Origin of the sequence: Acinetobacter sp. GSS19 (assembly GCF_028621895.1) — a bacterium.
In the GTDB taxonomy this organism is placed as follows: Bacteria; Pseudomonadota; Gammaproteobacteria; order Pseudomonadales; family Moraxellaceae; genus Acinetobacter.
Genome location: NZ_CP117520.1, coordinates 1,385,949 through 1,410,478 on the forward strand (window position 1 = coordinate 1,385,949; position 24,530 = coordinate 1,410,478).

General features: G+C 44.9%; 23 protein-coding genes. 15 read left to right on the forward strand and 8 right to left on the reverse strand.

The window, feature by feature from the left end:
- Positions 1–9 precede the first annotated feature (9 nt).
- Positions 10–825 carry a peptide chain release factor N(5)-glutamine methyltransferase gene (prmC, locus tag PGW99_RS06655; RefSeq protein ID WP_273776801.1) on the reverse strand — a complete coding sequence of 272 codons (816 nt, stop codon included), beginning with the start codon at positions 823–825 and terminating at the stop codon, positions 10–12.
- Positions 825–1,913 (reverse strand): peptide chain release factor 1, encoded by a 1,089-nt coding sequence (gene prfA, locus PGW99_RS06660; protein ID WP_273776802.1) that lies wholly within the window; start codon positions 1,911–1,913, stop codon positions 825–827. Before prfA ends, prmC begins: the two co-directional genes overlap by 1 nt.
- A gap of 357 nt (positions 1,914–2,270) precedes the next feature.
- On the opposite strand from prfA, the gene PGW99_RS06665 reads away from it, so the two are divergent.
- Together PGW99_RS06665 and PGW99_RS06670 are read left to right on the forward strand one after the other, a co-directional pair.
- Positions 2,271–2,696 (forward strand): glycine zipper 2TM domain-containing protein, encoded by a 426-nt coding sequence (locus PGW99_RS06665; RefSeq protein WP_273776803.1) that lies wholly within the window; start codon positions 2,271–2,273, stop codon positions 2,694–2,696.
- Between the two features lie 147 nt (positions 2,697–2,843).
- Complete coding sequence (locus PGW99_RS06670) at positions 2,844–3,848, forward strand: LLM class flavin-dependent oxidoreductase (RefSeq protein WP_273776804.1); 1,005 nt, start codon at positions 2,844–2,846, stop codon at positions 3,846–3,848.
- Positions 3,849–3,953: 105 nt separating this feature from the next.
- Here the strand turns inward: PGW99_RS06670 and ppsR are convergent, their stop codons facing one another.
- Positions 3,954–4,790, reverse strand: coding sequence for a posphoenolpyruvate synthetase regulatory kinase/phosphorylase PpsR (gene ppsR, locus PGW99_RS06675; RefSeq protein ID WP_273776805.1), 837 nt, complete (start codon positions 4,788–4,790; stop codon positions 3,954–3,956).
- A gap of 154 nt (positions 4,791–4,944) precedes the next feature.
- On the opposite strand from ppsR, the gene ppsA reads away from it, so the two are divergent.
- The 12 genes from ppsA to alr all read left to right on the forward strand — a co-directional run bounded on the left by ppsA (position 4,945) and on the right by alr (position 17,600).
- A complete protein-coding gene (gene ppsA, locus PGW99_RS06680) occupies positions 4,945–7,323 on the forward strand; it encodes a phosphoenolpyruvate synthase (protein WP_273776806.1) in 2,379 nt (792 codons plus the stop codon).
- 73 nt (positions 7,324–7,396) lie between these two features.
- Positions 7,397–8,143, forward strand: coding sequence for an RDD family protein (locus PGW99_RS06685; protein WP_273776807.1), 747 nt, complete (start codon positions 7,397–7,399; stop codon positions 8,141–8,143).
- Between the two features lie 296 nt (positions 8,144–8,439).
- Positions 8,440–9,504 (forward strand): ubiquinol oxidase subunit II, encoded by a 1,065-nt coding sequence (gene cyoA / locus PGW99_RS06690; protein WP_273776808.1) that lies wholly within the window; start codon positions 8,440–8,442, stop codon positions 9,502–9,504.
- A 3-nt stretch (positions 9,505–9,507) separates the two neighbouring features.
- Positions 9,508–11,499, forward strand: a complete 1,992-nt coding sequence (gene cyoB / locus PGW99_RS06695; protein WP_273776809.1) for a cytochrome o ubiquinol oxidase subunit I — start codon at positions 9,508–9,510, stop codon at positions 11,497–11,499.
- A gap of 4 nt (positions 11,500–11,503) precedes the next feature.
- A complete protein-coding gene (gene cyoC, locus PGW99_RS06700) occupies positions 11,504–12,124 on the forward strand; it encodes a cytochrome o ubiquinol oxidase subunit III (protein WP_273776810.1) in 621 nt (206 codons plus the stop codon).
- Positions 12,124–12,450 carry a cytochrome o ubiquinol oxidase subunit IV gene (locus PGW99_RS06705; protein WP_273776811.1) on the forward strand — a complete coding sequence of 109 codons (327 nt, stop codon included), beginning with the start codon at positions 12,124–12,126 and terminating at the stop codon, positions 12,448–12,450. The genes cyoC and PGW99_RS06705 overlap by 1 nt, the downstream gene beginning before the upstream one ends.
- 10 nt (positions 12,451–12,460) lie before the next feature.
- Positions 12,461–13,339 (forward strand): heme o synthase, encoded by an 879-nt coding sequence (gene cyoE / locus PGW99_RS06710; protein WP_273776812.1) that lies wholly within the window; start codon positions 12,461–12,463, stop codon positions 13,337–13,339.
- A gap of 243 nt (positions 13,340–13,582) precedes the next feature.
- Positions 13,583–13,969 carry a 30S ribosomal protein S6 gene (gene rpsF / locus PGW99_RS06715; RefSeq protein ID WP_273776813.1) on the forward strand — a complete coding sequence of 129 codons (387 nt, stop codon included), beginning with the start codon at positions 13,583–13,585 and terminating at the stop codon, positions 13,967–13,969.
- Positions 13,970–13,981: 12 nt separating this feature from the next.
- Positions 13,982–14,209, forward strand: coding sequence for a 30S ribosomal protein S18 (gene rpsR / locus PGW99_RS06720; RefSeq protein WP_004928375.1), 228 nt, complete (start codon positions 13,982–13,984; stop codon positions 14,207–14,209).
- Between the two features lie 8 nt (positions 14,210–14,217).
- Positions 14,218–14,664, forward strand: coding sequence for a 50S ribosomal protein L9 (rplI, locus tag PGW99_RS06725; RefSeq protein WP_273776814.1), 447 nt, complete (start codon positions 14,218–14,220; stop codon positions 14,662–14,664).
- A 210-nt stretch (positions 14,665–14,874) separates the two neighbouring features.
- The gene (gene dnaB / locus PGW99_RS06730; protein ID WP_273776815.1) at positions 14,875–16,323 is read left to right on the forward strand and encodes a replicative DNA helicase; all 1,449 of its coding nucleotides are present in this window, start codon (positions 14,875–14,877) and stop codon (positions 16,321–16,323) included.
- Between the two features lie 206 nt (positions 16,324–16,529).
- Positions 16,530–17,600 (forward strand): alanine racemase, encoded by a 1,071-nt coding sequence (gene alr / locus PGW99_RS06735; protein WP_273776816.1) that lies wholly within the window; start codon positions 16,530–16,532, stop codon positions 17,598–17,600.
- Between the two features lie 60 nt (positions 17,601–17,660).
- On the opposite strand, the gene PGW99_RS06740 is transcribed toward alr, so the two are convergent.
- From PGW99_RS06740 to PGW99_RS06755, 4 genes are read right to left on the reverse strand one after another with little or no spacing between them, the layout of a single operon-like run.
- Positions 17,661–18,395, reverse strand: a complete 735-nt coding sequence (locus PGW99_RS06740; protein WP_273776817.1) for a proteasome-type protease — start codon at positions 18,393–18,395, stop codon at positions 17,661–17,663.
- A 16-nt stretch (positions 18,396–18,411) separates the two neighbouring features.
- Complete coding sequence (locus PGW99_RS06745; protein WP_273776818.1) at positions 18,412–19,191, reverse strand: transglutaminase family protein; 780 nt, start codon at positions 19,189–19,191, stop codon at positions 18,412–18,414.
- Positions 19,188–19,790 carry an alpha-E domain-containing protein gene (locus PGW99_RS06750; RefSeq protein ID WP_273776819.1) on the reverse strand — a complete coding sequence of 201 codons (603 nt, stop codon included), beginning with the start codon at positions 19,788–19,790 and terminating at the stop codon, positions 19,188–19,190. The genes PGW99_RS06745 and PGW99_RS06750 overlap by 4 nt, the downstream gene beginning before the upstream one ends.
- Before the next feature lie 23 nt (positions 19,791–19,813).
- Positions 19,814–21,361, reverse strand: coding sequence for a circularly permuted type 2 ATP-grasp protein (locus PGW99_RS06755; protein ID WP_273776820.1), 1,548 nt, complete (start codon positions 21,359–21,361; stop codon positions 19,814–19,816).
- Positions 21,362–21,609: 248 nt separating this feature from the next.
- Between PGW99_RS06755 and PGW99_RS06760 the strand changes: the two genes are divergently transcribed.
- Positions 21,610–22,626 (forward strand): helix-turn-helix transcriptional regulator, encoded by a 1,017-nt coding sequence (locus PGW99_RS06760; protein WP_273776821.1) that lies wholly within the window; start codon positions 21,610–21,612, stop codon positions 22,624–22,626.
- A gap of 386 nt (positions 22,627–23,012) precedes the next feature.
- Here the strand turns inward: PGW99_RS06760 and mhpT are convergent, their stop codons facing one another.
- Positions 23,013–24,224 (reverse strand): 3-(3-hydroxy-phenyl)propionate transporter MhpT, encoded by a 1,212-nt coding sequence (gene mhpT, locus PGW99_RS06765; RefSeq protein ID WP_273776822.1) that lies wholly within the window; start codon positions 24,222–24,224, stop codon positions 23,013–23,015.
- Between the last annotated feature and the right edge of the window lie 306 nt (positions 24,225–24,530).

Here is a 24,530-nt window from a genome sequence, read left to right on the forward strand (position 1 = left end):
ATTGAACTTTTAGACATATTGAGCCAGGGTCACCCGATCATTGCCACCATAATCTTTTACGGTACGGATCTGCTGAAAACCGGCCTGCTGGAAAATCTGCTGCACCACCATCGCCTGATCATAGCCATGCTCCAGTGCAATCCATCCCTGCGGGTTCAGCCAGTCTCTACCCTGCTGAATGATGATTTCAATATCTGCCAGTCCCTGCTTGGCCGCTACTAAAGCTCGTTCCGGCTCGGCAGCCAGTTTAGCCATATGTTCATCATCAGCATCGATATACGGTGGATTGGACACGATCAGGTCAAATTTCTGTGGCTCTAAAGCTGCATACCACACACCACAAGCAAACTTGACCTGATGCAACCCGTGTTTGACTGCATTTTCCTGAGCCACAGCCAAGGTAGGGGCGTAAATATCGGTCGCCGTGACTGACCAGTCTGGCCGTTCAGAGGCGAGTGACAGCGCAATTGCCCCGGTTCCCGTCCCTAAATCCACCACATTTGCTGCTTGCGGCAAGTCCAAAGCCAGTACCGTTTCCACCAGAATTTCGGTATCCGGACGCGGCACCAAGGTGTCTGACGTGACTTTTAAATCCAGTGTCCAGAACGGCTGCGAACCCAGCACATAGGCCAAAGGCTCACCCGCTGCGATCCGTGCCAGTGCAATTAGATACTGCTGTTCCTGTTCGACTGTCAGTTCCTGTGCCTGACGGAATTTCAGCTCCAGCCCGGACAGATTTAAAAAATGTTCCAGCAGCCAACTATTTTCCTGCCGTTCATAGCTTTCTGACTCACCGCGCAAGGCAAGTGCTTGGCCAATATTCATTAGCCACCATTTTCCTGTGCCAACATCGCTAACTGATCCGCCTGATATTCACGGTGCAGACTGTCCAGCAATTCAGTCAAATCACCTTCCATGATGGCATCCAGTTTGTACAAGGTTAAATTGATACGGTGATCGGTCATTCGGCCTTGCGGATAGTTGTAGGTCCGAATCCGTTCTGAACGGTCACCCGAACCAACGAGGTCACGGCGCATTTCCGAAGTTGCTGTTTCCTGTGCGGCACGTTTGGCATTTTCCAAACGAGAAACTAACAGTGCCATCGCTTTGGCCTTGTTTTTATGCTGTGAACGTTCGTCCTGACATTCCACTACGGTGCCGGTTGGAATATGCGTGATCCGCACGGCTGAGTCAGTTTTGTTGATGTGCTGACCACCGGCACCAGAAGCCCGATAGGTATCAATGCGTAAATCTGCCGGGTTAATCTCGACCGTGGTATCCACATCAACTTCCGGCAAAATCGCGACAGTACAGGCCGAGGTGTGCACGCGTCCCTGTGATTCTGTGGCTGGCACACGTTGTACGCGGTGCGCACCACTTTCAAATTTCAGACGGCCGTAAACACCCTCGCCATCAACACGGCAAATGATCTCTTTATAGCCACCATGTTCACCTTCATTTTCAGAAAGGATTTCAATCCGCCAGCCTTGAGATTCCGCATATTTACTGTACATGCGGAACAGGTCACCCGAGAAAATTGCCGCTTCATCCCCACCCGTCCCGGCACGCACTTCCAGATAGGCTGCATTGGCATCATTCGGGTCTTTCGGAATCATCAGGATATTTAATTGACCTTCGAGTTCCTCGATCAAGGCTTTGTTGGCTTTAATTTCTTCTTCGGCCATATCCTTGAAATCCGGATCAGTTTTCATCATCTCCGCAGTTTCAATATCCTCTTCGGCCTGACGATATTTCGTCCAGACTTCAGTAATTTCGCTTAAATCACTATGCTCACGCGAAAATTGGCGAAAACGTTTGTTGTCTGAAATCACTTCGGCATCTGCCAATAACGCGTTCAACTCTTCATGACGGTCAGACAACTGATCTAATCGTAAACGTAGTGATTCTTTCATAATTGGAAATATCTCAAATCAACAGCTTACACAAGCATGTGCAGGCCAAGCAAAATCATCAAATTGCGCATAGTGTAACGATTCTGGCCTTTAAATGACATATCTATTGCTGCGGGTAGATTTTAGGACTTGCTATTTTTGCCGGCTCTCCATCCCCTACCTCTTTCTAAGAGTCCTAAAATTTTCCTTCCGTAATCAAATGATCTTTTATTCAGCAAATTTAATACAAATCCTACAAACGGATAACCAAAGCACAGCAATCTCGAAGTTCCTCTCCACATTTTAACTTCATGGATTTGCTAATTTGTCTTCATCACAACAATGACACTGTAATACTGCGAAACACTGGAGTGAACCATGAAATTAAATGCCGTATTGTTATCCGCCACGCTGGCCACCAGTTCAATGATTGCCATGAACACGCATGCTGACAGCGCGACCCGTGTTGCCGCCGCAAGTGCTTTAGGCAGTGTTGTCGGCACAGCGGTCGGCAAGAATATGGCCGGAAATACAGGGGCAACGATTGGTGCAGCTTTAGGTGGAGCTGGTGGCGCGGCAGTTGCCAGTAATAAACGTCATCGTACCGAATCTGCCGTGGGGGGCGCTTTGGGTGCTGGTGCCGGCTATACTGTAGGTAAAAATATGAGTGGCACCAATGGTGGTTATATCGGTGCGGCTTTAGGTGCTGCAGGGGGTGCCGCACTCGGCAATAAAATCTCTAAAGACCGTGAATATGACAAATATCAAGAACGCCGCTGGAGCAAATACGGTTACTACCGTTGATCTGACCTAATCTTAATTAAGCACCTTCGGGTGCTTTTTTATTGCGGATCGTTTTGTGTGCATTTGGTGTATATCGATAATAATCGATATACAAACACAAAGAACCGACGTATGATCGGCTCATAGGCAAAATTGTGAGTGTTGTGGATGGCAACTTTATCAGAAACCAAATTTTCCATTTTAGAACTGGCACCTGTACGCGAAAATCACAGCATCGAATTTTCTTTACGGCATGCGCTGGAGCTTGCACAACACGCGGAAATGCTTGGCTATGACCGTCTCTGGTTGGCAGAACATCATAATATGGATGGGATTGCCAGTTCGGCAACCGCGGTGTTACTTGGTTTTATTGCAGCAAATACGCGTACCTTACGCCTGGGTTCTGGCGGCATCATGCTACCCAACCATGCACCGTTGGTGGTTGCCGAACAGTTCGGTACACTCGCTACACTATACCCGAACCGGATTGAATTGGGACTAGGCCGGGCACCCGGCACCGACCAAATGACCATGCGTGCCTTGCGTCGTGGTCGTCAGGAAACTGAAGATCAATTCCCGCAGGATGTGTTGGAAATCTTGCAGTATTTTAAAGATCCAGAACCACAACAACGCATCGTTGCCACCCCGGGGCAAAGTACCCACGTTCCAGTCTGGTTACTTGGTTCTAGCCTGTTTAGTGCCCAGCTTGCGGCGAAGCTTGGCCTACCCTACTCATTTGCCTCACATTTTGCACCGCGCATGCTGCATCAAGCGATTGCTCTCTATCGTGAAAACTTCCAGCCTTCTGAGTATTTGTCTCAACCATATGTCTCGATGGGTGTACCAACGATTGTTGCAGCAACTGATGCGGAAGCCCAATATCTTGCAACCAGCGGTTATCAACGGGTGCTGAGTCTGATGAGTGGCCAGAGCCTGAAGCTGAAACCACCGGTTGAAACTATGCAGGGTTTATGGTCACCGATGGAGCAACTTTCCGTGCAGAATTTTTATGCCATGGCACAGATTGGGTCACCGGAAACGGTTAAACGAGGTTTACAGGATCTTCTGGACAAAACACAAGTGGATGAGTTTATTTTCACCTGTGACATTTATGACACCGCAAAACGTCTGGAAAATTTCAGTTTACTGATGGACATCAAGCAATCTGGTTAAAGACAAAAACCGACCTTATGCGGTCGGTTTTTAAATTGCATCCTTTACAGGCAGGCACTCGTATATCGAATAAGAATTTTAAGTCAACGATATCAATGGTGACTCTTAGCCAATTCGGCGTTTCAAACCAGTCATTTGCAAGATACGGGTTGAAATTTCTTCAATCGACATTTCAGAAACATTGAGATATTTAATGCCCTCAGAAATATAAATTCCCTCAATCGCACGCAGTTCCATTTGACATTGGTTAAAGCTGGCATAACGGCTATTCGCTTTGCGTTCGGTACGAATCGCCACCAGCCGCTCGGCATCAATCATCAAACCAAACAATTTATGTTTATGTGGACGAAGCACAGCCGGTAAACGGTTGTCATCAAGATCTTCTTCAGTCAAGGGATAGTTCGCTACACGAATACCGAATTGTAACGATAGGTAAATTGAGGTTGGTGTTTTACCTGAACGCGATACACCAATTAAAATCAACTCCGCCTTATCATAATGGCGGGTACGGGCACCATCATCATTGTCGAGTGCAAAGTGCACTGCATCAATACGTGCCTTATAAGATTCCGAATCGGTCACTGCATGCGTCTGCCCCACCAGCGTGGTCGGTGGGGTACCCAACTCTTCAGATAGTTTGCTGATTAAGCCCTCAAATACATCCAGATTCACAGCATTGGCAGTATTAATAATGTCACGCACATGCTGATCCACTAGCGTATCGAACACCAACGGCAAATTACCGTCACGGGTCTGACAATTGTTGATTTCAGTCACCACATTCATGGCTGCTTCTTCAGTGGTGATATAAGGAATAATATGAATGTCAAAATCGACGTTTGGAAACTGTGCGAGTAACGAGTGTCCAAGCGTTTCGGCGGTAATTGCGGTGCCATCAGATATAAAAAATACACTCCGCTTAATTTGTTTACCATCTGACATTAAAATTCTCCTTAAACATTTGTCTTAGTGCCTTATAATCTTTATAGTAAACCGAACTTTAAAAACTGTCGCTTAGTAAAATCAAAAAGCTAAGCGGCTTTTCTATATTTCATGCCAATATAGTGATTAATACTGCAACAGTGGAGTAAAAACTTTGGAAGCGCGCGTAATCGGTCTCGAAAAATTAGGAAAGCATGACGTCGAACTCGTTGGTGGGAAAAACTCATCACTGGGCGAGATGATCAGCCACTTATCCAATGCAGGTGTATCTGTTCCGGGCGGTTTTGCAACTACTGCTGATGCATATCGTGAATTTCTCGAGCAAAGCGGTCTTAATGCAAAAATTCAGGCTGAACTTGCTCAACTGAATGTCGATGATGTCAACGCCCTCGCTGCGACTGGTGCTAAAATCCGTCAATGGATTGTTGAGACTCCGCTTACAGCTGAGCTAGAAAAAGAAGTTCGTGCAGCCTTTGCTGAACTCTCTAACGGCAACCCAGACATTGCGGTTGCCGTTCGCTCATCTGCGACTGCTGAAGACTTGCCAGATGCATCTTTTGCGGGTCAGCAAGAAACCTTCCTGAACATTCGCGGTATCGACAACGTGCTGATCGCGATCAAAGAAGTTTTTGCTTCCCTATTTAACGACCGTGCCATTGCTTACCGTGTACACCAAGGTTTTGAACACAGCTTAGTCGCGCTTTCAGCTGGTGTTCAACGTATGGTTCGCTCTGAAACGGGTGCTTCAGGTGTCATGTTTACCCTGGATACCGAATCTGGTTTCCGTGACGTTGTATTCATCACTGCTTCTTATGGTTTGGGTGAAATGGTGGTACAAGGTGCCGTTAACCCGGACGAGTTCTATCTTTCCAAGCCATTATTGAACAACGGCAAACATGCTGTACTTCGCCGTAATCTCGGTTCTAAACACCAGAAAATGATTTACGGTGATGAAGGTACTGCAGGTAAATCAGTTGTTGTTGTTGATGTTGACAAACAAGAGCGTCAACAGTTTGCGTTGAATGATCATGAATTGCATGAGCTTGCGAAACAAGCCTTGATCATTGAACAACACTACGGTGCACCGATGGACATCGAGTGGGCAAAAGATGGCGATGATGGCCAGATCTATATCGTTCAGGCGCGTCCTGAAACCGTAAAAAGCCGACAAAATGTCGGTACCATGGAACGCTACCTGCTCAAACAAAAAGGTACGGTATTGTGCGAAGGCCGTTCAATTGGTCAACGTATCGGTTCGGGTAGAGTCCGCATCGTCACTTCAATTAAAGAAATGGACAAAGTCCAGGATGGTGACGTGCTTGTTTCTGACATGACCGATCCAGACTGGGAACCAGTCATGAAACGTGCGGCGGCAATTGTCACCAACCGTGGTGGCCGTACTTGCCATGCAGCGATTATCGCGCGTGAGCTTGGTGTTCCTGCAATTGTTGGTTGTGGTAACGCCACAGAAGTGTTAGTGGATGGTCAAGAGGTCACTGTTTCTTGTGCCGAAGGTGATACTGGCTTTATTTACGAAGGTGCGCTTGATTTTGAAGTTCAACGTAACTCGATTGAATCTATGCCACAACTTCCGTTCAAAATCATGATGAACGTCGGTAACCCGGATCGTGCATTTGACTTCGCGCAAATTCCAAACGAAGGTATTGGCTTGGCGCGTCTTGAATTCATCATCAACCGTATGATTGGCGTACACCCTAAAGCCCTGTTAAACATTGATAGTCTGCCACGCGAAACTCGTGCTGCAGTGATGGCACGTACTGCGGGCTATTCTTCACCAATCGAGTTCTACGTTGAAAAATTGGTTGAAGGCATTTCTACGCTGGCTGCTGCTTTCGCAGACAAACCGGTGATCGTACGTATGTCTGACTTCAAGTCAAACGAATACGCTAACTTGATCGGTGGTAAGTTATACGAGCCAGAAGAAGAAAACCCAATGTTGGGCTTCCGTGGTGCGAGCCGCTACGTTTCTGAAAACTTCCGCGACTGTTTCGAACTTGAATGCCGTGCGTTGAAGAAAGTACGTGACGAAATGGGTCTGACAAACATTCAAATCATGATTCCATTTGTACGTACCGTCAATGAAGCAAAACGTGTCATTGAACTTTTGGCGCAAAACGGTTTGAAACGTGGTGAGAACGGCCTGAAAGTCATCATGATGTGCGAATTGCCAACCAACGCCCTGTTGGCTGAACAGTTCCTTGAAAACTTCGATGGTTTCTCAATCGGTTCAAACGACTTGACTCAGCTAACACTTGGTCTGGATCGCGACTCAGGCATCGTTTCACAATTGTTTGATGAACGCGATCCTGCAGTAAAAGCCCTGCTTTCTATGGCTATTCATGCATGTCGCAAAGCAGGTAAATATGTCGGTATCTGTGGTCAAGGTCCATCAGATCACCCTGATTTGGCAAAATGGTTGATGGAACAAGGCATTGAGTCTGTTTCACTTAACCCAGACTCAGTATTGGATACGTGGTTCTTCCTTGCTGAAGAAAAAATCAAGCAAGCATAATGCTTGACTTACAAAAAGGCCCCTCGTGGGTCTTTTTGTCCTTTAATCTTCATTATTTTGGGATTTGGTATTTATGCAAATTTACTTGGCCAGAAATAACCAGCAAGCGGGCCCTTACAGCCTAGAACAAGTCAACGAAATGCTTGCCAGCCAGCAAGTGCTTCTTACTGATCTTGCCTGGCATGAAGGCATGACGGAATGGAAAGCACTAGGTGAACTGACTCAGGGTAAACTTGTATATGAACCTGCGGGTTATGTCCCTCCTAGACCTCAAGCTACACCCTTTCAGGATAGCTTCACACAAAGTGTTCGCAGTCCAAAGCAAAATTTAGAGACACTCGCGTCTTACAATTCACGTGCATTGGCAAAGATTATTGATTTATTACTCTGGCTACCGGCCTTTGCGATTCCCTCTTTATCCATGACGGAAGAGTCGGCCAATAAACTGATGCAATTACAGCAGAAGTCGATTACACCAGATACACAAAGCCAGATTTTGGCACTGATTTCTCCAGAAAGCTGGCAAATGATGGGGCTTTATATTGCGATCATGCTGATTATCCAGTCCATATTAATCGCTAAAACTGGGCAAAGTATCGGCAAACGACTCACCAATATTCAGATTGTTGATCAAGACAGTGGTGCACAGGTCAATATGATTCGCGGCTTCTGGCTGCGCAGTTTCCTGTTTATTATATTGAACTTCCTGTTTATGCCTTTTATTACCATTTTGGACTATGGTTTTGCGTTCAGTAAAAGCCGTCAAACCCTACACGACAAACTCGCCAAAACAAAAGTCATCAGCCGCGCAAAATCCTAGTAAAATAGGGGGGAAATTATCCCCCTATTCCTTTCTCGCAAATGCCTGTTATTTGTTCACTTTTCACACATTAAAAATAAAATCCGAGCAAAGAAATTGGTTATTTTTTAAAGGTATTTTAACCAATTTTATGTATAGCTTAGTTGAACGATATCAGGCATAATGCCCTACAACGTAGCGGTGCCGTACTATTGAGCGCTATTTTTTTGTAAGAAATTAATAACGCTCAATCATGCGACACTTGAATCGCTATCCCATATTTATTAGGGAATGGGACTCTTCACCGAGGTTGTAAAATGAGACAAACAATTTTAGCTGTATTGTCTTTATCAACGCTTGCTGCACTCCTCACTGGGTGTGGTGGTGATATGGTACTTCTAAACTCTAAAGGTCCAGTTGCGGAAGGTCTAAGCGGCCTCATGATGACTGCGATCTATTTAATGTTGCTTGTGGTGATCCCATCGATCATCATGGCACTATGGTTTGGTTGGAAATATCGCGCGTCAAATAAAGATGCAGACTATAAGCCTACCTGGGCACACTCAACTGCAATTGAAATTGTAGTTTGGGGTATTCCAGTCATTATTATTGGTATTTTAGCTTGGTTAACTTGGGTGGGTTCACACAAGTATGACCCATACCGTCCGTTAGAATCTGATAAAGCACCATTAACTGTTCAAGTTATTGCTGAACAATTTAAATGGATCTTCATCTATCCTGAGCAACAAATTGCGACAGTGAATGAAGTACGCTTCCCAGAGCAAACACCGGTAAGCTTCCGTATCACCTCTAACTTCACAATGAACTCATTCTTCATTCCACAGTTAGCGGGTCAGATCTATGCGATGGCCGGCATGCAGACTCACCTGAATGTATTAGCAAATGAAACTGGTGTATACCGTGGTTTCTCTTCTAACTACTCAGGTTATGGTTTCTCACAAATGCGTTTCAAAGCTCATTCTGTGACTGAAGCTCAGTTTGCCGAGTGGGTTGCAGCGGTGAAAGCAGGTAAGGGTAATACAATTAACCCTGCAGCAATTCAAAAAGGTGTTTTAGACCAAGCTGAATTTGCAACCTTGCGTGACGGTAACCGTGGTAAACACCAAATTGAAGCTTTGATTTCTAAAGCACAAACTCCTGAAGAGAAGGCTGCTGCTGAAGCAATGAAGCCTTACCCAACTAAGCCACATCCTGTGACTTATTACTCTTCTGTAGAGCAAGGCTTGTTTGAATCAGTGATCAACAAATACATGAGCAACTACCATGGTGGTAGTCATGCAGCTACTGCTGGCGCTCATGAGGCTGCTGCTTCTGATGCACATGCCGCTGTTGAACCCGCTTCTTCAGTTGTAGGGGAATAAGACATGAGCTTCTTATTAGGCAAGTTAGGTCCGGATGCTATTCCGTATGATCCAATTGTACTCGTCACAGTTGGATTGATGATCTTGGGTGGTATTGCAGCTGTTGTTGGTATTACCTACTTCAAAAAATGGGGCTACCTGTGGAACGAATGGTTCACATCGGTAGACCATAAAAAAATTGGTATCATGTATATCTTTGTGTCGATCGTCATGCTGGTGCGTGGCTTTGCCGATGCAATCATGATGCGTCTTCAGCAGTTCCTTGCACGCGGTGGCGGCGAAGGTTACCTGCACCCTGAACACTACGACCAGATCTTCACCGCACACGGTGTAATCATGATCTTCTTCGTAGCAATGGGTCTAGTGGTTGGCTTAATGAACATCTCTGTACCTTTACAGATTGGTGCTCGTGACGTTGCATTCCCACTATTAAACTCTCTCAGCTTCTGGCTCTTCACGGGCGCTGCAGGCTTGATGATGGCATCTCTTGCTCTTGGTGAGTTCGCTGCTACAGGTTGGATGGCTTATCCTCCTCTATCAGGTATCGAATACTCTCCTGGCGTAGGTGTGGATTACTATATCTGGGCGCTACAGGTGTCTGGTCTAGGTACGCTTTTAACCGGTGTTAACTTCTTTGTTACCATCATTAAAATGCGTGCGCCTGGCATGAAACTGATGGACATGCCAATTTTCACTTGGACTGCATTAGTTACTTCTGTATTGATCGTTGCAACCTTCCCAGTGTTGACTGCAACTATCGCGATGCTTTCTCTTGACCGTTACTTCGGCTTCCACTTCTTCACTAACGAGTTGGGCGGTAGTCCAATGTTGTACGTGAACTTGATTTGGACATGGGGTCACCCAGAAGTATACATTTTGGTATTACCAGCTTTTGGTATTTACTCAGAAGTTGTGGCAACCTTCTGCCGCAAAACATTGTTCGGTTACAAATCAATGGTGTACGCAACCGTAGCAATTGGTGTCTTGTCACTGGTTGTTTGGGTTCACCACTTCTTTACCATGGGTGCCGGCGGTAACGTGAATGCGTTCTTCGGTATCATGACCATGATTATTGCGATCCCTACTGGTGTGAAAATCTTCTCTTGGTTGTTCACCATGTACAAAGGTCGCATCACTTACACTACCCCAATGCTATGGACACTTGGCTTCCTTGTGACTTTCGGTATCGGTGGTTTAACAGGTGTATTGATGGCGGTTCCACCAGCGGACTTCCTAGTACACAACTCATTGTTCTTGATCGCTCACTTCCATAACGTGATTATCGGTGGTGTTGTATTCGCAATGTTCGCGGGTATCATCTACTACTGGCCAAAAATGTTTGGTTGGAAACTCAACGAAACTTGGGGTAAAGCAGCGTTCTGGTTCTGGTTCTTCGGTTTCTACTTTGCATTCATGCCACTTTATATCCTTGGTTTCATGGGTATGACTCGTCGTTTGAATACATATGACAACCCAGAATGGGATCCATACGTAACAATTGCGTTCTTCGGTTCTGTGCTTGTCATGATCGGTTTGATCTGCTTTGTATTGCAAATCGTTGTTGGTTTCTTGCAACGCAACCAAAACCTCGACCTTACTGGCGACCCATGGGATGCTCGTACACTTGAATGGTCTACTTCTTCTCCTGCTCCATTCTATAACTTTGCTCACTTGCCACAAGCTGACGGTATCGACCGCTTCTGGAATGACAAAGAAAATGGTGTAGCGTATGCACGTCCAGCGAAGTATGAAGACGTTCACATGCCAACCAACCGTGCTGCAGGTTTTGTTATTGCAATGTTCATCACTGTTATGGGCTTTGCATTAATCTGGCACATCTGGTGGTTAGTAGTTGTTACTTTCATTGGCGCAATCATTTCCTTCATCAACAGCTCTTTCACCAAGAAAGTGGACTACTATGTTCCTGCTGCTGAAGTTGAGCGCATTGAAAATGAACGCTATGCCCTACTTGAAAAACACTTGAAGAAGGACTAAGGATATGGCTGAAGTACTTCATCACGACAACCACGGACACGATGAACATCATCACCACGATGATACTGACATCACTGTCTTTGGTTTCTGGTCCTACTTGATGAGCGACTTGATTCTTTTCGGTACGCTTTTCATCGCGTTCGCTGTATTAAGCAGTCATGTTCCTGTTGGCACGCCAAGCGCAAAAGAACTTTTTGGTGAATCTTTAAGTTTCGTACTTACTGAAACATTTGCTCTTTTGATTTCTTCAGTAACATTCGGTTTTGCCGTACTTGCTTCATACAAGAAAAATGTTGGTCAGGTCATCACTTGGCTCGCAATTACTTGGTTATTCGGTGCATCGTTCATCGGTATGGAACTTTATGAGTTCAATCATTTAGTTCATGCCGGTCATGGTCCAAGCACAAGTGCGTTCTTATCCGCGTTCTTTACCCTTGTAGGTACGCACGGTATTCACGTAACTTCAGGTTTGGTATGGATGATCGTGTTAATGGTTCAAATCAAGAAATATGGTTTGACGCTTCCTAACACTCGTCGTCTTGCTTGCCTAAGCTTGTTCTGGCACTTCCTTGACATCGTTTGGATCTGTGTATTCAGCGTAGTTTACTTAATGGGAGTTCTCTAATGGGTCACGATCATAACGCTGCTGGTGCATCGCACGGTAACTTTAAACAGTACACCATTGGTTTCATCCTTTCTGTAGTTCTCACCATCATCCCTTTCGGGATGGTGATGGGCGGTGGATTTGACCGTGGCGTGCTGATCACTGCAATTGCAATTACTGCTGTTGCTCAGGTACTTGTACAATTAGTTTTCTTCTTGCACATGAATACCTCTTCAGAGCAACGTTGGAACGTGATTGCATTCGTCTATACAATCTTAACGATTGCCATCCTTTTGGTTGGTTCTGTATGGATCATGAACTACCTTCACTCCAACATGATGATCTAAACTGGTTGTCATGCTGAAAAAGTATTTATTCCTGACCAAGCCAGGAATTCTCTTCGGTAACTTCGTTACCACTTTGGGCGGCTACTTCTTAGCCGCCCAAGGTTCTGTAGATTTCCTTTTACTCCTTCTCACTCTTCTAGGTACAACGCTTGTTGTTGCCTCAGGCTGTGTTGTCAATAATGTTATTGATCAGGACATTGACCAAAAAATGCAGCGCACCCAAAACCGTGCGTTAGTAAAAAAAACGGTTTCCCCGACTGTCGCGCTGACCTATGCGCTGGTGCTCGGTTTGATCGGTTTTAGCATTATTTGGTTTGCCATTAATGCCTATGCCTTCTTGTTTGCAGTCATCGGTTTTGTGGTTTATGTCGGTTTCTACAGCTTGTGGAGCAAACGCACAACCATTCATCAAACCGTAATTGGCAGTATCTCAGGCGCTAGCCCACCTGTAATCGGCTATACCGCTGTCAGCCATGAATTTGATCTGGCCGCGCTACTGATTTTTTTGGGTTATGCACTATGGCAAATGCCACACTCTTGGGCGATTGCAATCTACCGTTTTGATGACTATAAAAATGCAGGGATTCCAATTCTGCCTGTAGCACGCTCTGTGTTTCGCACAAAGATAGAATCATTGATTTATGTGGTTTTGTTTGTGATTGCCATGAACGGCCTGTTTTTTTATGGCTATACCAACTGGGTCTATTTTATCCTTTTGAATGTGCTCAGCTTTTACTGGATCTATTTGGGCATTATTGGTTTTAAAGCAGAAAATGATCAGCTTTGGGCCAAACGCTTTTTCTTGTTCTCGGTCATTCTAATTACCGTGATCAGTTTAAGCTTTAGTTTCACAACCCTCTCCCCTGCACCCCACATTCCACTTTTTTAATGCATTGAGTGGTTATCACCTCTATAACCACTCTTTTTCTTATCACTTTCTCTTCATCACATTTTATTCTTTGATCCTGTCCTGATTTGGCTATTTTTACTGCCAAACCGGAAAAGTATTTGTTTTCGGATGTGATCTTCTCTATAATTCAGCCTTCGCTATTCGCGACACAACCTATCCTGGTTGTGACTCCTTGCTTCTAGATTTTAATTTAGGGGCTGTATAAACCGTAAGGAGCTGACAATGCGTCACTACGAAATCGTACTTTTGGTACATCCAGACCAAAGCGATCAAGTGGTAGGTATGGTTGAACGCTATATCTCTCACATCAAAGAAGCAAACGGTCAAATTCACCGTTTAGAAGACTGGGGCCGCCGTCAATTGGCTTACCCAATCAACAAGATTCACAAAGCGCACTACATTTTGATGAACGTTGAATGTGGTCAAACGACTCTTGATGAGTTAGAAGAATTGTTCCGTTATAACGATGCAATCATTCGTAACTTGATCATCCGTCGTGAAAACGCAATTACTGAAGAATCTTTATTGGCTAAGAGTGCTGAAGAAAAACGTGCGCGTAAAGCTCAACGTGAAGAAGCACAACAAGCTCAAGATTCTGCTGAAGCTTAAGGAGAACTATCAATGGCACGTTTCTACCGTCGTCGCAAGTTCTGCCGCTTTACAGCTGAGAATGTTGCGTACATCGACTACAAAGATATCGACACTTTAAAACAGTACATCACTGAAAACGGCAAGATCGTTCCTAGCCGTATCACTGGTACTAAGGCTCGTTATCAACGTCAATTAGCGCTTGCTATCAAACAAGCTCGTTACTTGGCTTTGATCCCTTACACTGACAACCATAAGTGAGGTGATCTGTGGACGTTATCTTATTACAACGCATTAAAAACCTTGGCAAACTAGGTGATAAAGTTTCAGTGAAAGCTGGTTACGGCCGTAACTTCCTTATCCCACAAGGTAAAGCAGTTGCTGCAACTGAAGCAAACACTGCTGCTTTTGAAGCTCGTCGTGCAGAACTTGAGAAACAAGAAGCTGATATCTTGGCTGCTGCTCAAGCACGTGCTGACCAATTGAACGAAGTAAACATCGTGATCACTGCGAAAGCTGGTGACGAAGGTAAACTTTTCGGTTCAATCGGTACTCGTGACATCGCTGACGCGTTGACAAATGCTGGTCTTGAAGTTGACCGTGCAGAAGTTCGTTTGCCAAATGGTGCGCTTCGCAACACTGGTGAATTCAACATCGCGATTCAATTGCATCACGATGTAACTGCTGAAGTTCTAGTAACTATCGTTGCTGAATAATTTTGCAGTTAAAAAAGGGCATGCTTTTGCATGCTCTTTTTTTGTCTAAAAAATTGGAGGAACTGGCCTCTTTTTATGCATTAACCCATACGGATTGCATGAAATTATCAATCAACGAATAGCTTAACTTTAGAAAAAATTGTTTTAAGATAGAGAACAAATTTTCCGTCTTTACTCTCCATTTTTTGCTGAATATCTACAGGGCTCTTTATGTCTCAGGCAAGCGTCACTACGCCATTTCCTACGGTCAATGCTGACAATAAAAAATCTGCAGATTCAGGCCATCTCAAAGAGTTCCGTACCCCTCCACACAACCTGTCCATTGAACAGGCCGTGTTAGCCGCATTGATGACAGTGGCTGAATCCTTTGAACAAGTCAGTGATATTCTCAAGGAAAGTGATTTTTACGCCACCCGACACAAATATATTTTCCGTGCGATCGAAAAATTGGCACAGGAAAACTCACCTTATGATGCAGTGCTAGTCAATGACTGGCTGATCAAACAAAACCTGCTCGAAGCCGCAGGTGGTGAAGAATATCTGATGCAACTGATGGCGGACTCCCCTTCAAGTTTTTATAACTTGGAAACCTACGCCAACAAGATTCGCGAATTCGCCACCTTAAGAAATATGATCAAAGTCAGTAGCGAAATTTTGCAGAATGCTTATGACACGAAGGGTCGTAGCGTGAGTGAAATTCTGGACTTGGCAGAAACCAATATTTTCTCGCTGGCGGAACAGCATAACAACAATAAGAAAGATAGCGGTCCAAAACCGATTACATCAGTCGTTGCCGACGTATTTGATAAATTAAACGAACTTTCCCAACTCGATGGCAATATCACCGGTTTATCAACCGGCTTTATGGAACTCGACAATAAAACCTCTGGCATGCAGGCCGGCGATCTGATTATTGTCGCGGCACGTCCATCGATGGGTAAAACCACTTTTGCCATGAATCTGGTTGAAAGTGTGCTGTTTAACTGTAATTTACCTGCGCTGGTCTACTCGATGGAAATGCCTGCAGACTCGATTGCTATGCGTTTGATTTCTTCTTATGGCAAAGTGCATCAGGGGCATTTACGTTCTGGTAAACTCGATGGTGAAGAATGGTCCAAAGTCACTGGTACCATTTTGCAGTTACAGGAAAAGCATCTGTATATTGATGACTCTTCTGCCCTGCCACCGACTGAGTTACGTGCCCGTGCACGCCGGATTGCCAAACAGCACGGTGGAAAACTGGGTTGTATTATGGTCGACTACCTGCAATTGATGAAAGTTCCAGGTATGGGTGATAACCGTGTCGGCGAGATTTCTGAAATTTCGCGTAGTTTGAAAGCACTGGCTAAAGAAATGCAATGTCCGGTGATTGCCTTGTCTCAGCTGAACCGTTCTCTGGAAAACCGCCCGAATAAACGTCCAGTCATGTCGGATCTACGTGAATCCGGTGCAATTGAGCAGGATGCTGACTTGATCATGTTTATTTACCGTGATGAAGTCTATAACAAGGAATCGAAGGAAGCCGGTACCGCTGAAATCATTATCGGTAAACAACGTAACGGCCCAATCGGTACGGTACGTTTGGCTTTTGAAGGCCAATATACCCGCTTTAGTAATCTATCTCCGGAATATTACAACCAGTTTGATGATGACGAATAAAAAGCCAAACTGTTTTAAATCTTCTATAAAACATAGGATTTAATGAGAATAATAGATACAGCCTAGTTTTTTTAACTGACAGGTCTAAAATACGGCTCAAGCAGCGCAAAAGCCCCATACCATTTGTAACTTTTGCCTTTCATTTTGATTCAGGCTGTCTGTTTTCATTGTTAAACAGCCTTTTAATTCCCCCAAGGAGTTCCAGGGTGCGTCAAGCTACCATTTGTATTGACAGTACAGCACTGCAATATAATTTTAACCGTGTCAAACAACTTGCTCCAACCGCCAAGATTGTCAGTATGGTCAAAGCGAATGCCTATGGACATGGAGTGGAGCATTGTTTAGCAGCCTTAGCAGAGTCTGACGCGTTTGGTGTAGCCTGTCTCGAAGAAGCACTGGAAATTCGTACATTGGGCTATCAAAATGACATTACCCTGATTGAAGGGGTATTTAGTGCCGATGAAATGCCGAGTGTCATTGAGCATAGAATTGAGTGCATCATCCATCACCAGCAGCAACTGGACTGGTTACGTGCACATAAAACGGCCTATATTGCACAGGGTCTTAAAGTTTGGGTCAAGCTCAATAGTGGCATGAACCGTTTAGGATTTAAGCTACCTGAAATTATTGATGTCATTCAATTACTTAAATCCGAAGGTTTTACTTGTGTATTGGCCATGCATTTTGCCAATGCAGATGCGGATCACCCCTTGAATGAACAGCAAAAAAACCAGTTTTTACAAGTAAAAGCAGCATGTGATCCCATTCTCGCCTCTTGCTGTAATTCCGCCGCTATTTTTAAATGGCCAGAACTGCATTTTGACTATGTTCGTCCCGGCATTATGTTGTACGGTGCGAGCCCTTTCGCCGACCAAAATGTACATGCTTTAGATTTAAAACCGGTAATGTCTTTCACCGCGCAGATTATTGCACTGAATACCATTCAGGCCGGTGAACAGGTCGGTTATGGTTCAACGTTTACCGCTGAACAGACCATGACGATTGCGATTGTCTCGATTGGTTACGGTGATGGCTACCCACGTGCCTATCTACAGCCGAATTTTGTCGCTGTTCAAGGTCAGCTCACGCCCGTGATTGGACGAGTCAGCATGGATATGATCGCAATTGATGTCACAGGATTAGACGCAAGGTTAGACAGTGAAGTTGAACTCTGGGGCAAACATCGTTTAGTGGATGATGTGGCAACAGCAAATGGTACGATTGGCTATGAACTGCTGTGCCGAATGACCACACGTCCGCGTCGTCATTTATTGTAAATTTCAGTTGGCTTGGATCAAGCTGATCATACGTTCATTTGTAGCCAGAATAATCTGATCCTATTTGCAATAATCAGGATCAGGTTTCGGCATCGCCTGCAGCCCTTTTCGCAAGGTTTCAGACCACTGCCGGCTGATACTCTGAAAATAAGGATCTTGTTCATAAATACGCTTGCTACAGGGCACATTGAGACTATCTTTTTGATAAATCACCGCATCCAAGGGCATCCCCACCGAAACATTGGAACGCAAGGTTGAATCAAAAGAGATCAAACAGCAGCGAAAAGCCTCGTCGAGGGGCATGGTATAGTGCAACGCACGGTCCAGAATCGGTTTGCCATATTTACTTTCTCCAATCTGGAAATACGGCGTATCACTGGTCGCACAGATAAAATTCCCCTGCGGATAAATGTGATACAGTTGCATCTCACCACCCCGAATCTGTCCACCGACAATAATATTACAGTAGTAATTGCTCTGTTCATGCTTATCGGTGGTGACTTCCTCAATCACCTTTTTTAAGGTGTGTCCGACCAGTTCCGCCACTTCGAACATGGTATTGACACTATAGAGATGGGGTTCCTGTTTTAAGGTCAGATGATTTTCCAGATGGCCAATCACGGCCTGAGTGGTGGCCAAATTGCCAGACGTTTGGATCGTGATAAAACGATCTCCCTTAATGCCGAAGGTAAACAGTTTTCGAAAAACCGAGATATGATCGACGCCAGCATTGGTACGGGTATCACTGACAAAGACCAAACCATCTTTTAACCGCATCGCGCAACAGTATGTCATTTTCAATATCCCTTTTCTAACAACGTAAAACCTGTACTGTGGAATCCATCTGCTCGATTCCACCTTTCTCACGCACCCCGCGAATGGGGGCAACATCAAAATAATCCCGGCCTAAGGCCACATAAATATGCGAACCTGGGGTGAACAACTGATTACTGACATCAAAACAATACCATGAATGGTCTAAAAACACTTCTGCCCATGCGTGACTGGCAAGATGCAGCGTTTCCGGTACATACAGATAGCCGGAGACATAACGCGCCGGCAAACCCAAGGCACGGCACATGGCGATAAAGACATGACTATGATCCTGACATACCCCTTGTCGATGCATAAAAGCATCAATTGCAGAGGTATGTACGGTGGTGATATTTGGCACATAGGGGATATGAGCCAAAAGTGCTTGTGCGAGTTCGATCAGACAATTGCGACTCGGCTGGGTCACGTAATGCCGTGCAAACTCCAGCATCGCTGCATTACATTGTGTGAGCATGGTAGGCTGTAAAAAAATCTGAGGCTGAATCCGGCCGGCTACTCCTATTTCTGCATCAGGATTAATGACAATGATCCCTTGTGCCATAATACTCAACTGCTGGTAAGCATAGCGCTGTTGACTGCTGATCCAAATATTATCAAAGGCATCGCGTTTCGTTACCGATACACCAGGAACCTGAATATTCCAGTCCAGCACCTGCTGATGTGCGCTGCTTTGCGGTGTCATTTTGATGTACTGCACACTGTTTAATGACCATTCACTATAGTGATAATGAGTTTGGTGATTCACCATCAACTTCATGCTGCCGCCTCGAATTCTATCTGTAACTGTTGCGTTAACGCATACAGTTGGATTAACTCGGGCTGCTTTTTAAAATCATGCCAAGCTGCATTGATCATATGCCACCCCATCACATCCAAAGCATCCAACCACTGTGCTAATTTATGAATATGTTGCACTGTCGGTTGCTGTAAGCGGATCTGCCAGTCCAGTAATTCCAGCTGCTGGCCCAACGCAAAAAATGTCCATACTTCTGGTGACTCAGCCTCAAGTAACGAAATACAATGACTGATTGCACGACAGATTGTAACGGGTTGCTGGCTTGCAGCACGCACCAGTTGATTGAGTTCAGCATAGACTTTGGCTGACAACACACCACGTAAATCCTGAAGATTGGCCTGAACCTGCTGTAACTGCTGCTTCAATGATAAGGACTGTACAGAGTTCTGTATCAGTGCATTCAGCGAGGCTGCATCATCAATATCCAGACCAAAGCCTTGAGCAAAGGCATGTGCGTGTTGATCCTGTTCAAATGGCAGATGCGCACATAACTGTTGAATCCGGGTCAAATAACGCGCTAACCAATAAATACTATGGGCATTCGACTTTAATAAAATCATGATAATTTTTCCCTCTTCCAGCTTCAGGAATGTAGCTGATCAATTACCCAAGTATCTTTGATGCCTCCTCCCTGCGAGGAGTTCACCACCAGAGATCCTTCTTGCATCGCGACCCGGGTTAAGCCGCCCGGCACGATTTCAGTGCGGTAAGGTGAACTTAAAATGAAAGGACGCAAATCAATATGTCGCTCAGCCAGTCCTTTTTCGGTCAGGGTCGGTGCTACGGACAAATCCAGTGTTGGTTGTGCGATATACAGATGAGGCTGAAGCCGTAATTTATCCTTAAACTGAGCAATCTCAGCAGCCGAAGCCTGTGGTCCCACCAACATGCCATAACCACCTGAACCTTGCGCTTCTTTTACAACCAGTTGATCGATATGCTGCATGACATAGTCCAGATCTTGCGCATTACGGCACTGATAGGTCGGAACATTGTTGAGAATGGGTTTCTCTCCCAGATAGAACTCGATCATCTGATCCACATAGGGATAAATCGACTTGTCATCTGCAATCCCGGTGCCCGGTGCATTGGTAATCACCACATTATGCTGCAAGTAGGCTGACATCAAACCCGGCACCCCCAGACAACTGTCTGGACGGAACATCAACGGATCGAGAAATGCATCATCCACACGGCGATAGATGACATCAACACGTTGCCGACCACGAATCGTTTTTACATAAACTTTATCTTGCTCCACAAAAAGATCCTGTCCCGTGACTAATGGTACATCCATTTCTCGTGCAAGGAAGGCATGCTCATAATAGGCACTGTTAAAACGTCCGGGGGTCAACACGACGATAAAAGGCTGATCCACCTCGGCATTTTCGCTCAAGATCTCCCGAAGCAAGGCCGGATACTGTTCAATGGCATAGAGTGGATTGGACTGGCATAAATCCGGCATCAATTGCTGGCTAATCTTGCGACTTTCCAGCATATAGGAGACCCCGGAAGGCGTGCGCAGGTTATCTTCGAGCACATAAAACTCACCTTTACCGTCACGAACAATATCAATCCCGCTAATATGCGCATAAATATTGCCTTTCAACTGATGCTTGAGCATATGTGGTTGAAATGCTTCATGCGTAAAGATCTGCTGTTCAGGAATCAGTCCTGCCTGCAAAATGTCTTGCTGATGGTAAATATCCTGTAAAAAATGGTTCAGTGCACGAACACGTTGGGTACAACCTTCAGCAATTTTGTCCCATTGTTTTTTTGCAATCACCCGAGGAATCAGATCAAAAGGAATCGTGCGTTGTAAATCCGCCTGATCACCATACAGCGCAAAGGTTATATCCTGATATAGGAAATGCTGCTTGGCTTGCTGGTTCAGCTCAGCCAATTGCTCCAATGTATGTTGGCACAACCACTGCTCGATTTTTTTCGAGGCTTCACCATGCATCGAAGCATCATCGAGCATTTCATTAAAAAATCTCGACTTTAACTGATCAAAGAGATGCGCTGTGGTCGGTGCCATCTCCTCAACACGAGCAAGAACTGGTGGCAAGCTCGACTCACCACTATAATTTTCTGTAGCTAATCCGGCAAACTCATTATTTTCTTTTAACATTATGGTTCCTCGGTGTTTTCTCTTCTATTTGCCAAAAAATGCAAATTTGATGCCACTATCCCTGTTCTTTCTATTTATTCGCGGATGTCCTGCTGAATTCAAGCAGAGTTTTGCGATAATCTGTGACTGAATATAAACAGCAGCTTCAGCAATGCTTGCCAAAATAGATAAGTTTTTTTATTGTGTTTGCCAACGTGCGTTGAATTGCGCGGTATTTTTCTCTTCTTAACCTGATTTATTCTTCTATTATGTCTTCACAAGAAAAAGAAACATCAAACAGCCTGTATCGCCAATGGCAAATCCTGTCCCGCCTTTCGACCGGAAAATGGATGGGAACACGTGAACTGCAGGAAATTTTACAACGTGAAGGCATCGACATCAGTTTGCGCACCATCCAACGTGATTTGAACCAGATTTCGCAACGTTTTCCTATAGAAAGTAATAAAACCGTGCCTCAGGGCTGGCGCTGGCGTTCAGATGCCCCGATCCAAAGTTTGCCGCATATGACCAGCTCACAGGCGGTAACCTTTATGATGGTTGAGGAGCATCTCAAGCATTTACTGCCACCGAGCCTGATTGAAGAAATGAATCCTTGGTTTGACCTGGCTCGGCGCAGTCTTTCAACACAAAATAACGTAAGGCAATGGGTGAACCGGGTCAGGATTGTCCCCGCGACTCAACCCTTGATTCCTCCTGTGGTTGAACGACAAGCACAGCAAGCAATTTATGAAGGACTGCTGCAAGATAAACAAATCGAGTGCCTTTACCGCAGCCGTGCCGCCCAAGGTGAAGACCGTCGTTATACGCTAAACCCTTTAGGGTTAGTGCAAAAAGGCTCCATCATTTATCTGGTCTGCACCCGACATGATAAAAGTGATGTGCAAACCTTTGCTCTGCACCGTTTTAAGTCAGCCACTGTGCTCAATTCACGCGCTTTACATCCTGTTGATTTCAACATTGACGAATACATTGAGTCTGGCGCTTTAGGTTTCCGTGTAGATTTCAATATCCCCACTCACCAGGTTCAACTGCATTTAGTGATGCATGAAAATGATGCCAGCTATTTTTATGAAAGTCAGTTGAGCAAAGATCAGATCATTCAGCCTTACCATGAGAATCAGGTCGAAGTAATCGCGACCGTGCCTTTTACCTCACAACTGGTCTGGTGGTTGCGCAGCTTTGGTAAGAAAATTATTTCGATTCGACCAGATGAAGTCGCACATGCCGTCTATGAATCAGAAGAGGCATCGGCAAAACCTGAATAAAAAAAGAGAGCTTCTGGTCGAAAGCTCTCTTAGATTTATTATTATTATTTTTGTAAAAATCAGCTTGTTATTATTGTTGTGTGGACGACAGCACAAATTCACCTTTTAGCCCCACGCCTCTTGTGAATTTGCACACGTTTGAGTGCATCATCGCGCTAGCTTTAGCAAGCCAGATCATTGCGATTATAGCGAATCATTTTCTTCGTCATCGCTTCTCCTCCATCAGTTGAACATGCAATCACTATAGCGTGATGATTTCGACATGAGAAATCAGAAGATCTACTGCTTAATACGCTATTTGTGTTAAAGATTTATTGTGAATTATTTATATGAAAAAGCACAAAGCAGTCCAGGTAACCCTGAACTGCAGTCTGATTTAAAGTGGATTACACTTGTTTTTTCTGGGCATCTTTGTAACGGGATAAGGCCGTAACTGCAACCGCAGAAAGCACGATCCCAGGTGCACTTGCAATCAAAATGCCTGTCGTTCCCAACCCCAGTGCCAAAATTTTACCGGTTAACAATGGACCGGTCATCGCACCCAAACGTCCCAAGGAGATGGCACTACCCACGCCGGTGACTTTCCCTGCAGGTGAGTAAAAAATCGGAGAAATCCCATATAAAATTGACTGGCCGCCAGTTGAGAAAATACCACCGATTACTCCGGCAAAAATCAACAAAGGAACCGAAGTTGTAGTGAACAAAATAAATACCGCGATCAACAAACCAAAATAAATGATCACGGACATTTGCCACAATTTAAGACGATCAAGCAGGTAACCCAAGGCTAAGGTTCCAATCACTGCACCCACCTGGAACACCAGCATCACCAGAAATGCTTGTTTCTTTTCCAAACCTTGTTCCATAAGCAGATTCGGTAACCAGCTGATCAGGATATAGTTCACCATCAAGGTAAAGAAAAAGCTCACCCACAGCGGCAGCGTATGGGCATATTTTTTATTTTTGAACAGAATTTCACTCATCGCAGGCACAGCTTCTGGCTGCACCTGAGCCTGTTGCTGCTTTTTCTTGTCTTTTAAGATCAAAGCCATGAAGGGTAATAACAGTAAAGGCGCCAAACCACCAATCAGAAACAGGGTGTGCCAAGAAATCTGCGGGAAAAACATCCCTAAACCTGCCACACAAATCGCACCAACCGGAAGACCACAGTACATCAGACTGTTTAACTTGCCGCGATTAGCTTCGGTTGCTTCATCCCCCACGACCGAAATCATCGTCGGCATGGCAGCCCCCAAACCCACACCCGTTAAAAAGCGTGCAACATATAAAACTTCAAGATTAGGGGCAAGCGCGGAAATACTAAAAAAAACACCAAAAATTGCCACGGCCAGCATCAGGACTTTTTTCTGTCCCAGGTAGTCGGCGACACGCCCCCCAAAGAAGGCGCCGAAGAGCATACCAAATACTCCCAGGCTAAAGACGTAGCCCATTTGCAGCTGATCCAAGCCAAAAGTGGCAGCAATTCCTTTCGCGGCAATCCCCGGTGCCTGCAAATCAAAACCTTCAAAAAAAGCCACGAGGAAGCATAAAAAGATGGTGAGCTTCTTTTGTAAGCCACCTGTTTGTGTCTGTAACATCACTAATCTCCATCCATACGATGCAAAGCGTCGTTCCATCGCCTATTGAGCGAATTATTCTGTGACGGATCATGCGGATGAAATAGCACTACAATGGTCGGGTTTATTTGCAGCGGGTGTATCCAGCAGCCTTCAATTAATACCTAAAAGTTAAATCATAAATCGTTTTTTATTCTTAATTCATTTACTTAGATCATTTTTTGACGATGGATTTTATACAACAATTTTCTAATCAAACCATAGATAAAAACTATGCCCTTGAAAAAATTCAATAAAAAAGCCCACTGAAGCGGGCTTTTTTATTTG

What these genes read in the sequence shown, in the direction of transcription:
- prmC (WP_273776801.1), bottom strand. Translation starts at nt 825, where the DNA reads ATGAATATTGGCCAAGCACTTGCCTTGCGCGGTGAGTCAGAAAGCTAT.
- prfA (WP_273776802.1), bottom strand. Translation starts at nt 1,913, where the DNA reads ATGAAAGAATCACTACGTTTACGATTAGATCAGTTGTCTGACCGTCAT.
- PGW99_RS06665 (WP_273776803.1), top strand. Translation starts at nt 2,271, where the DNA reads ATGAAATTAAATGCCGTATTGTTATCCGCCACGCTGGCCACCAGTTCA.
- PGW99_RS06670 (WP_273776804.1), top strand. Translation starts at nt 2,844, where the DNA reads ATGGCAACTTTATCAGAAACCAAATTTTCCATTTTAGAACTGGCACCT.
- ppsR (WP_273776805.1), bottom strand. Translation starts at nt 4,790, where the DNA reads ATGTCAGATGGTAAACAAATTAAGCGGAGTGTATTTTTTATATCTGAT.
- PGW99_RS06685 (WP_273776807.1), top strand. Translation starts at nt 7,397, where the DNA reads ATGCAAATTTACTTGGCCAGAAATAACCAGCAAGCGGGCCCTTACAGC.
- cyoA (WP_273776808.1), top strand. Translation starts at nt 8,440, where the DNA reads ATGAGACAAACAATTTTAGCTGTATTGTCTTTATCAACGCTTGCTGCA.
- cyoB (WP_273776809.1), top strand. Translation starts at nt 9,508, where the DNA reads ATGAGCTTCTTATTAGGCAAGTTAGGTCCGGATGCTATTCCGTATGAT.
- cyoC (WP_273776810.1), top strand. Translation starts at nt 11,504, where the DNA reads ATGGCTGAAGTACTTCATCACGACAACCACGGACACGATGAACATCAT.
- PGW99_RS06705 (WP_273776811.1), top strand. Translation starts at nt 12,124, where the DNA reads ATGGGTCACGATCATAACGCTGCTGGTGCATCGCACGGTAACTTTAAA.
- cyoE (WP_273776812.1), top strand. Translation starts at nt 12,461, where the DNA reads ATGCTGAAAAAGTATTTATTCCTGACCAAGCCAGGAATTCTCTTCGGT.
- rpsF (WP_273776813.1), top strand. Translation starts at nt 13,583, where the DNA reads ATGCGTCACTACGAAATCGTACTTTTGGTACATCCAGACCAAAGCGAT.
- rpsR (WP_004928375.1), top strand. Translation starts at nt 13,982, where the DNA reads ATGGCACGTTTCTACCGTCGTCGCAAGTTCTGCCGCTTTACAGCTGAG.
- dnaB (WP_273776815.1), top strand. Translation starts at nt 14,875, where the DNA reads ATGTCTCAGGCAAGCGTCACTACGCCATTTCCTACGGTCAATGCTGAC.
- PGW99_RS06740 (WP_273776817.1), bottom strand. Translation starts at nt 18,395, where the DNA reads ATGACATACTGTTGCGCGATGCGGTTAAAAGATGGTTTGGTCTTTGTC.
- PGW99_RS06745 (WP_273776818.1), bottom strand. Translation starts at nt 19,191, where the DNA reads ATGAAGTTGATGGTGAATCACCAAACTCATTATCACTATAGTGAATGG.
- PGW99_RS06750 (WP_273776819.1), bottom strand. Translation starts at nt 19,790, where the DNA reads ATGATTTTATTAAAGTCGAATGCCCATAGTATTTATTGGTTAGCGCGT.
- PGW99_RS06755 (WP_273776820.1), bottom strand. Translation starts at nt 21,361, where the DNA reads ATGTTAAAAGAAAATAATGAGTTTGCCGGATTAGCTACAGAAAATTAT.
- PGW99_RS06760 (WP_273776821.1), top strand. Translation starts at nt 21,610, where the DNA reads ATGTCTTCACAAGAAAAAGAAACATCAAACAGCCTGTATCGCCAATGG.
- mhpT (WP_273776822.1), bottom strand. Translation starts at nt 24,224, where the DNA reads ATGTTACAGACACAAACAGGTGGCTTACAAAAGAAGCTCACCATCTTT.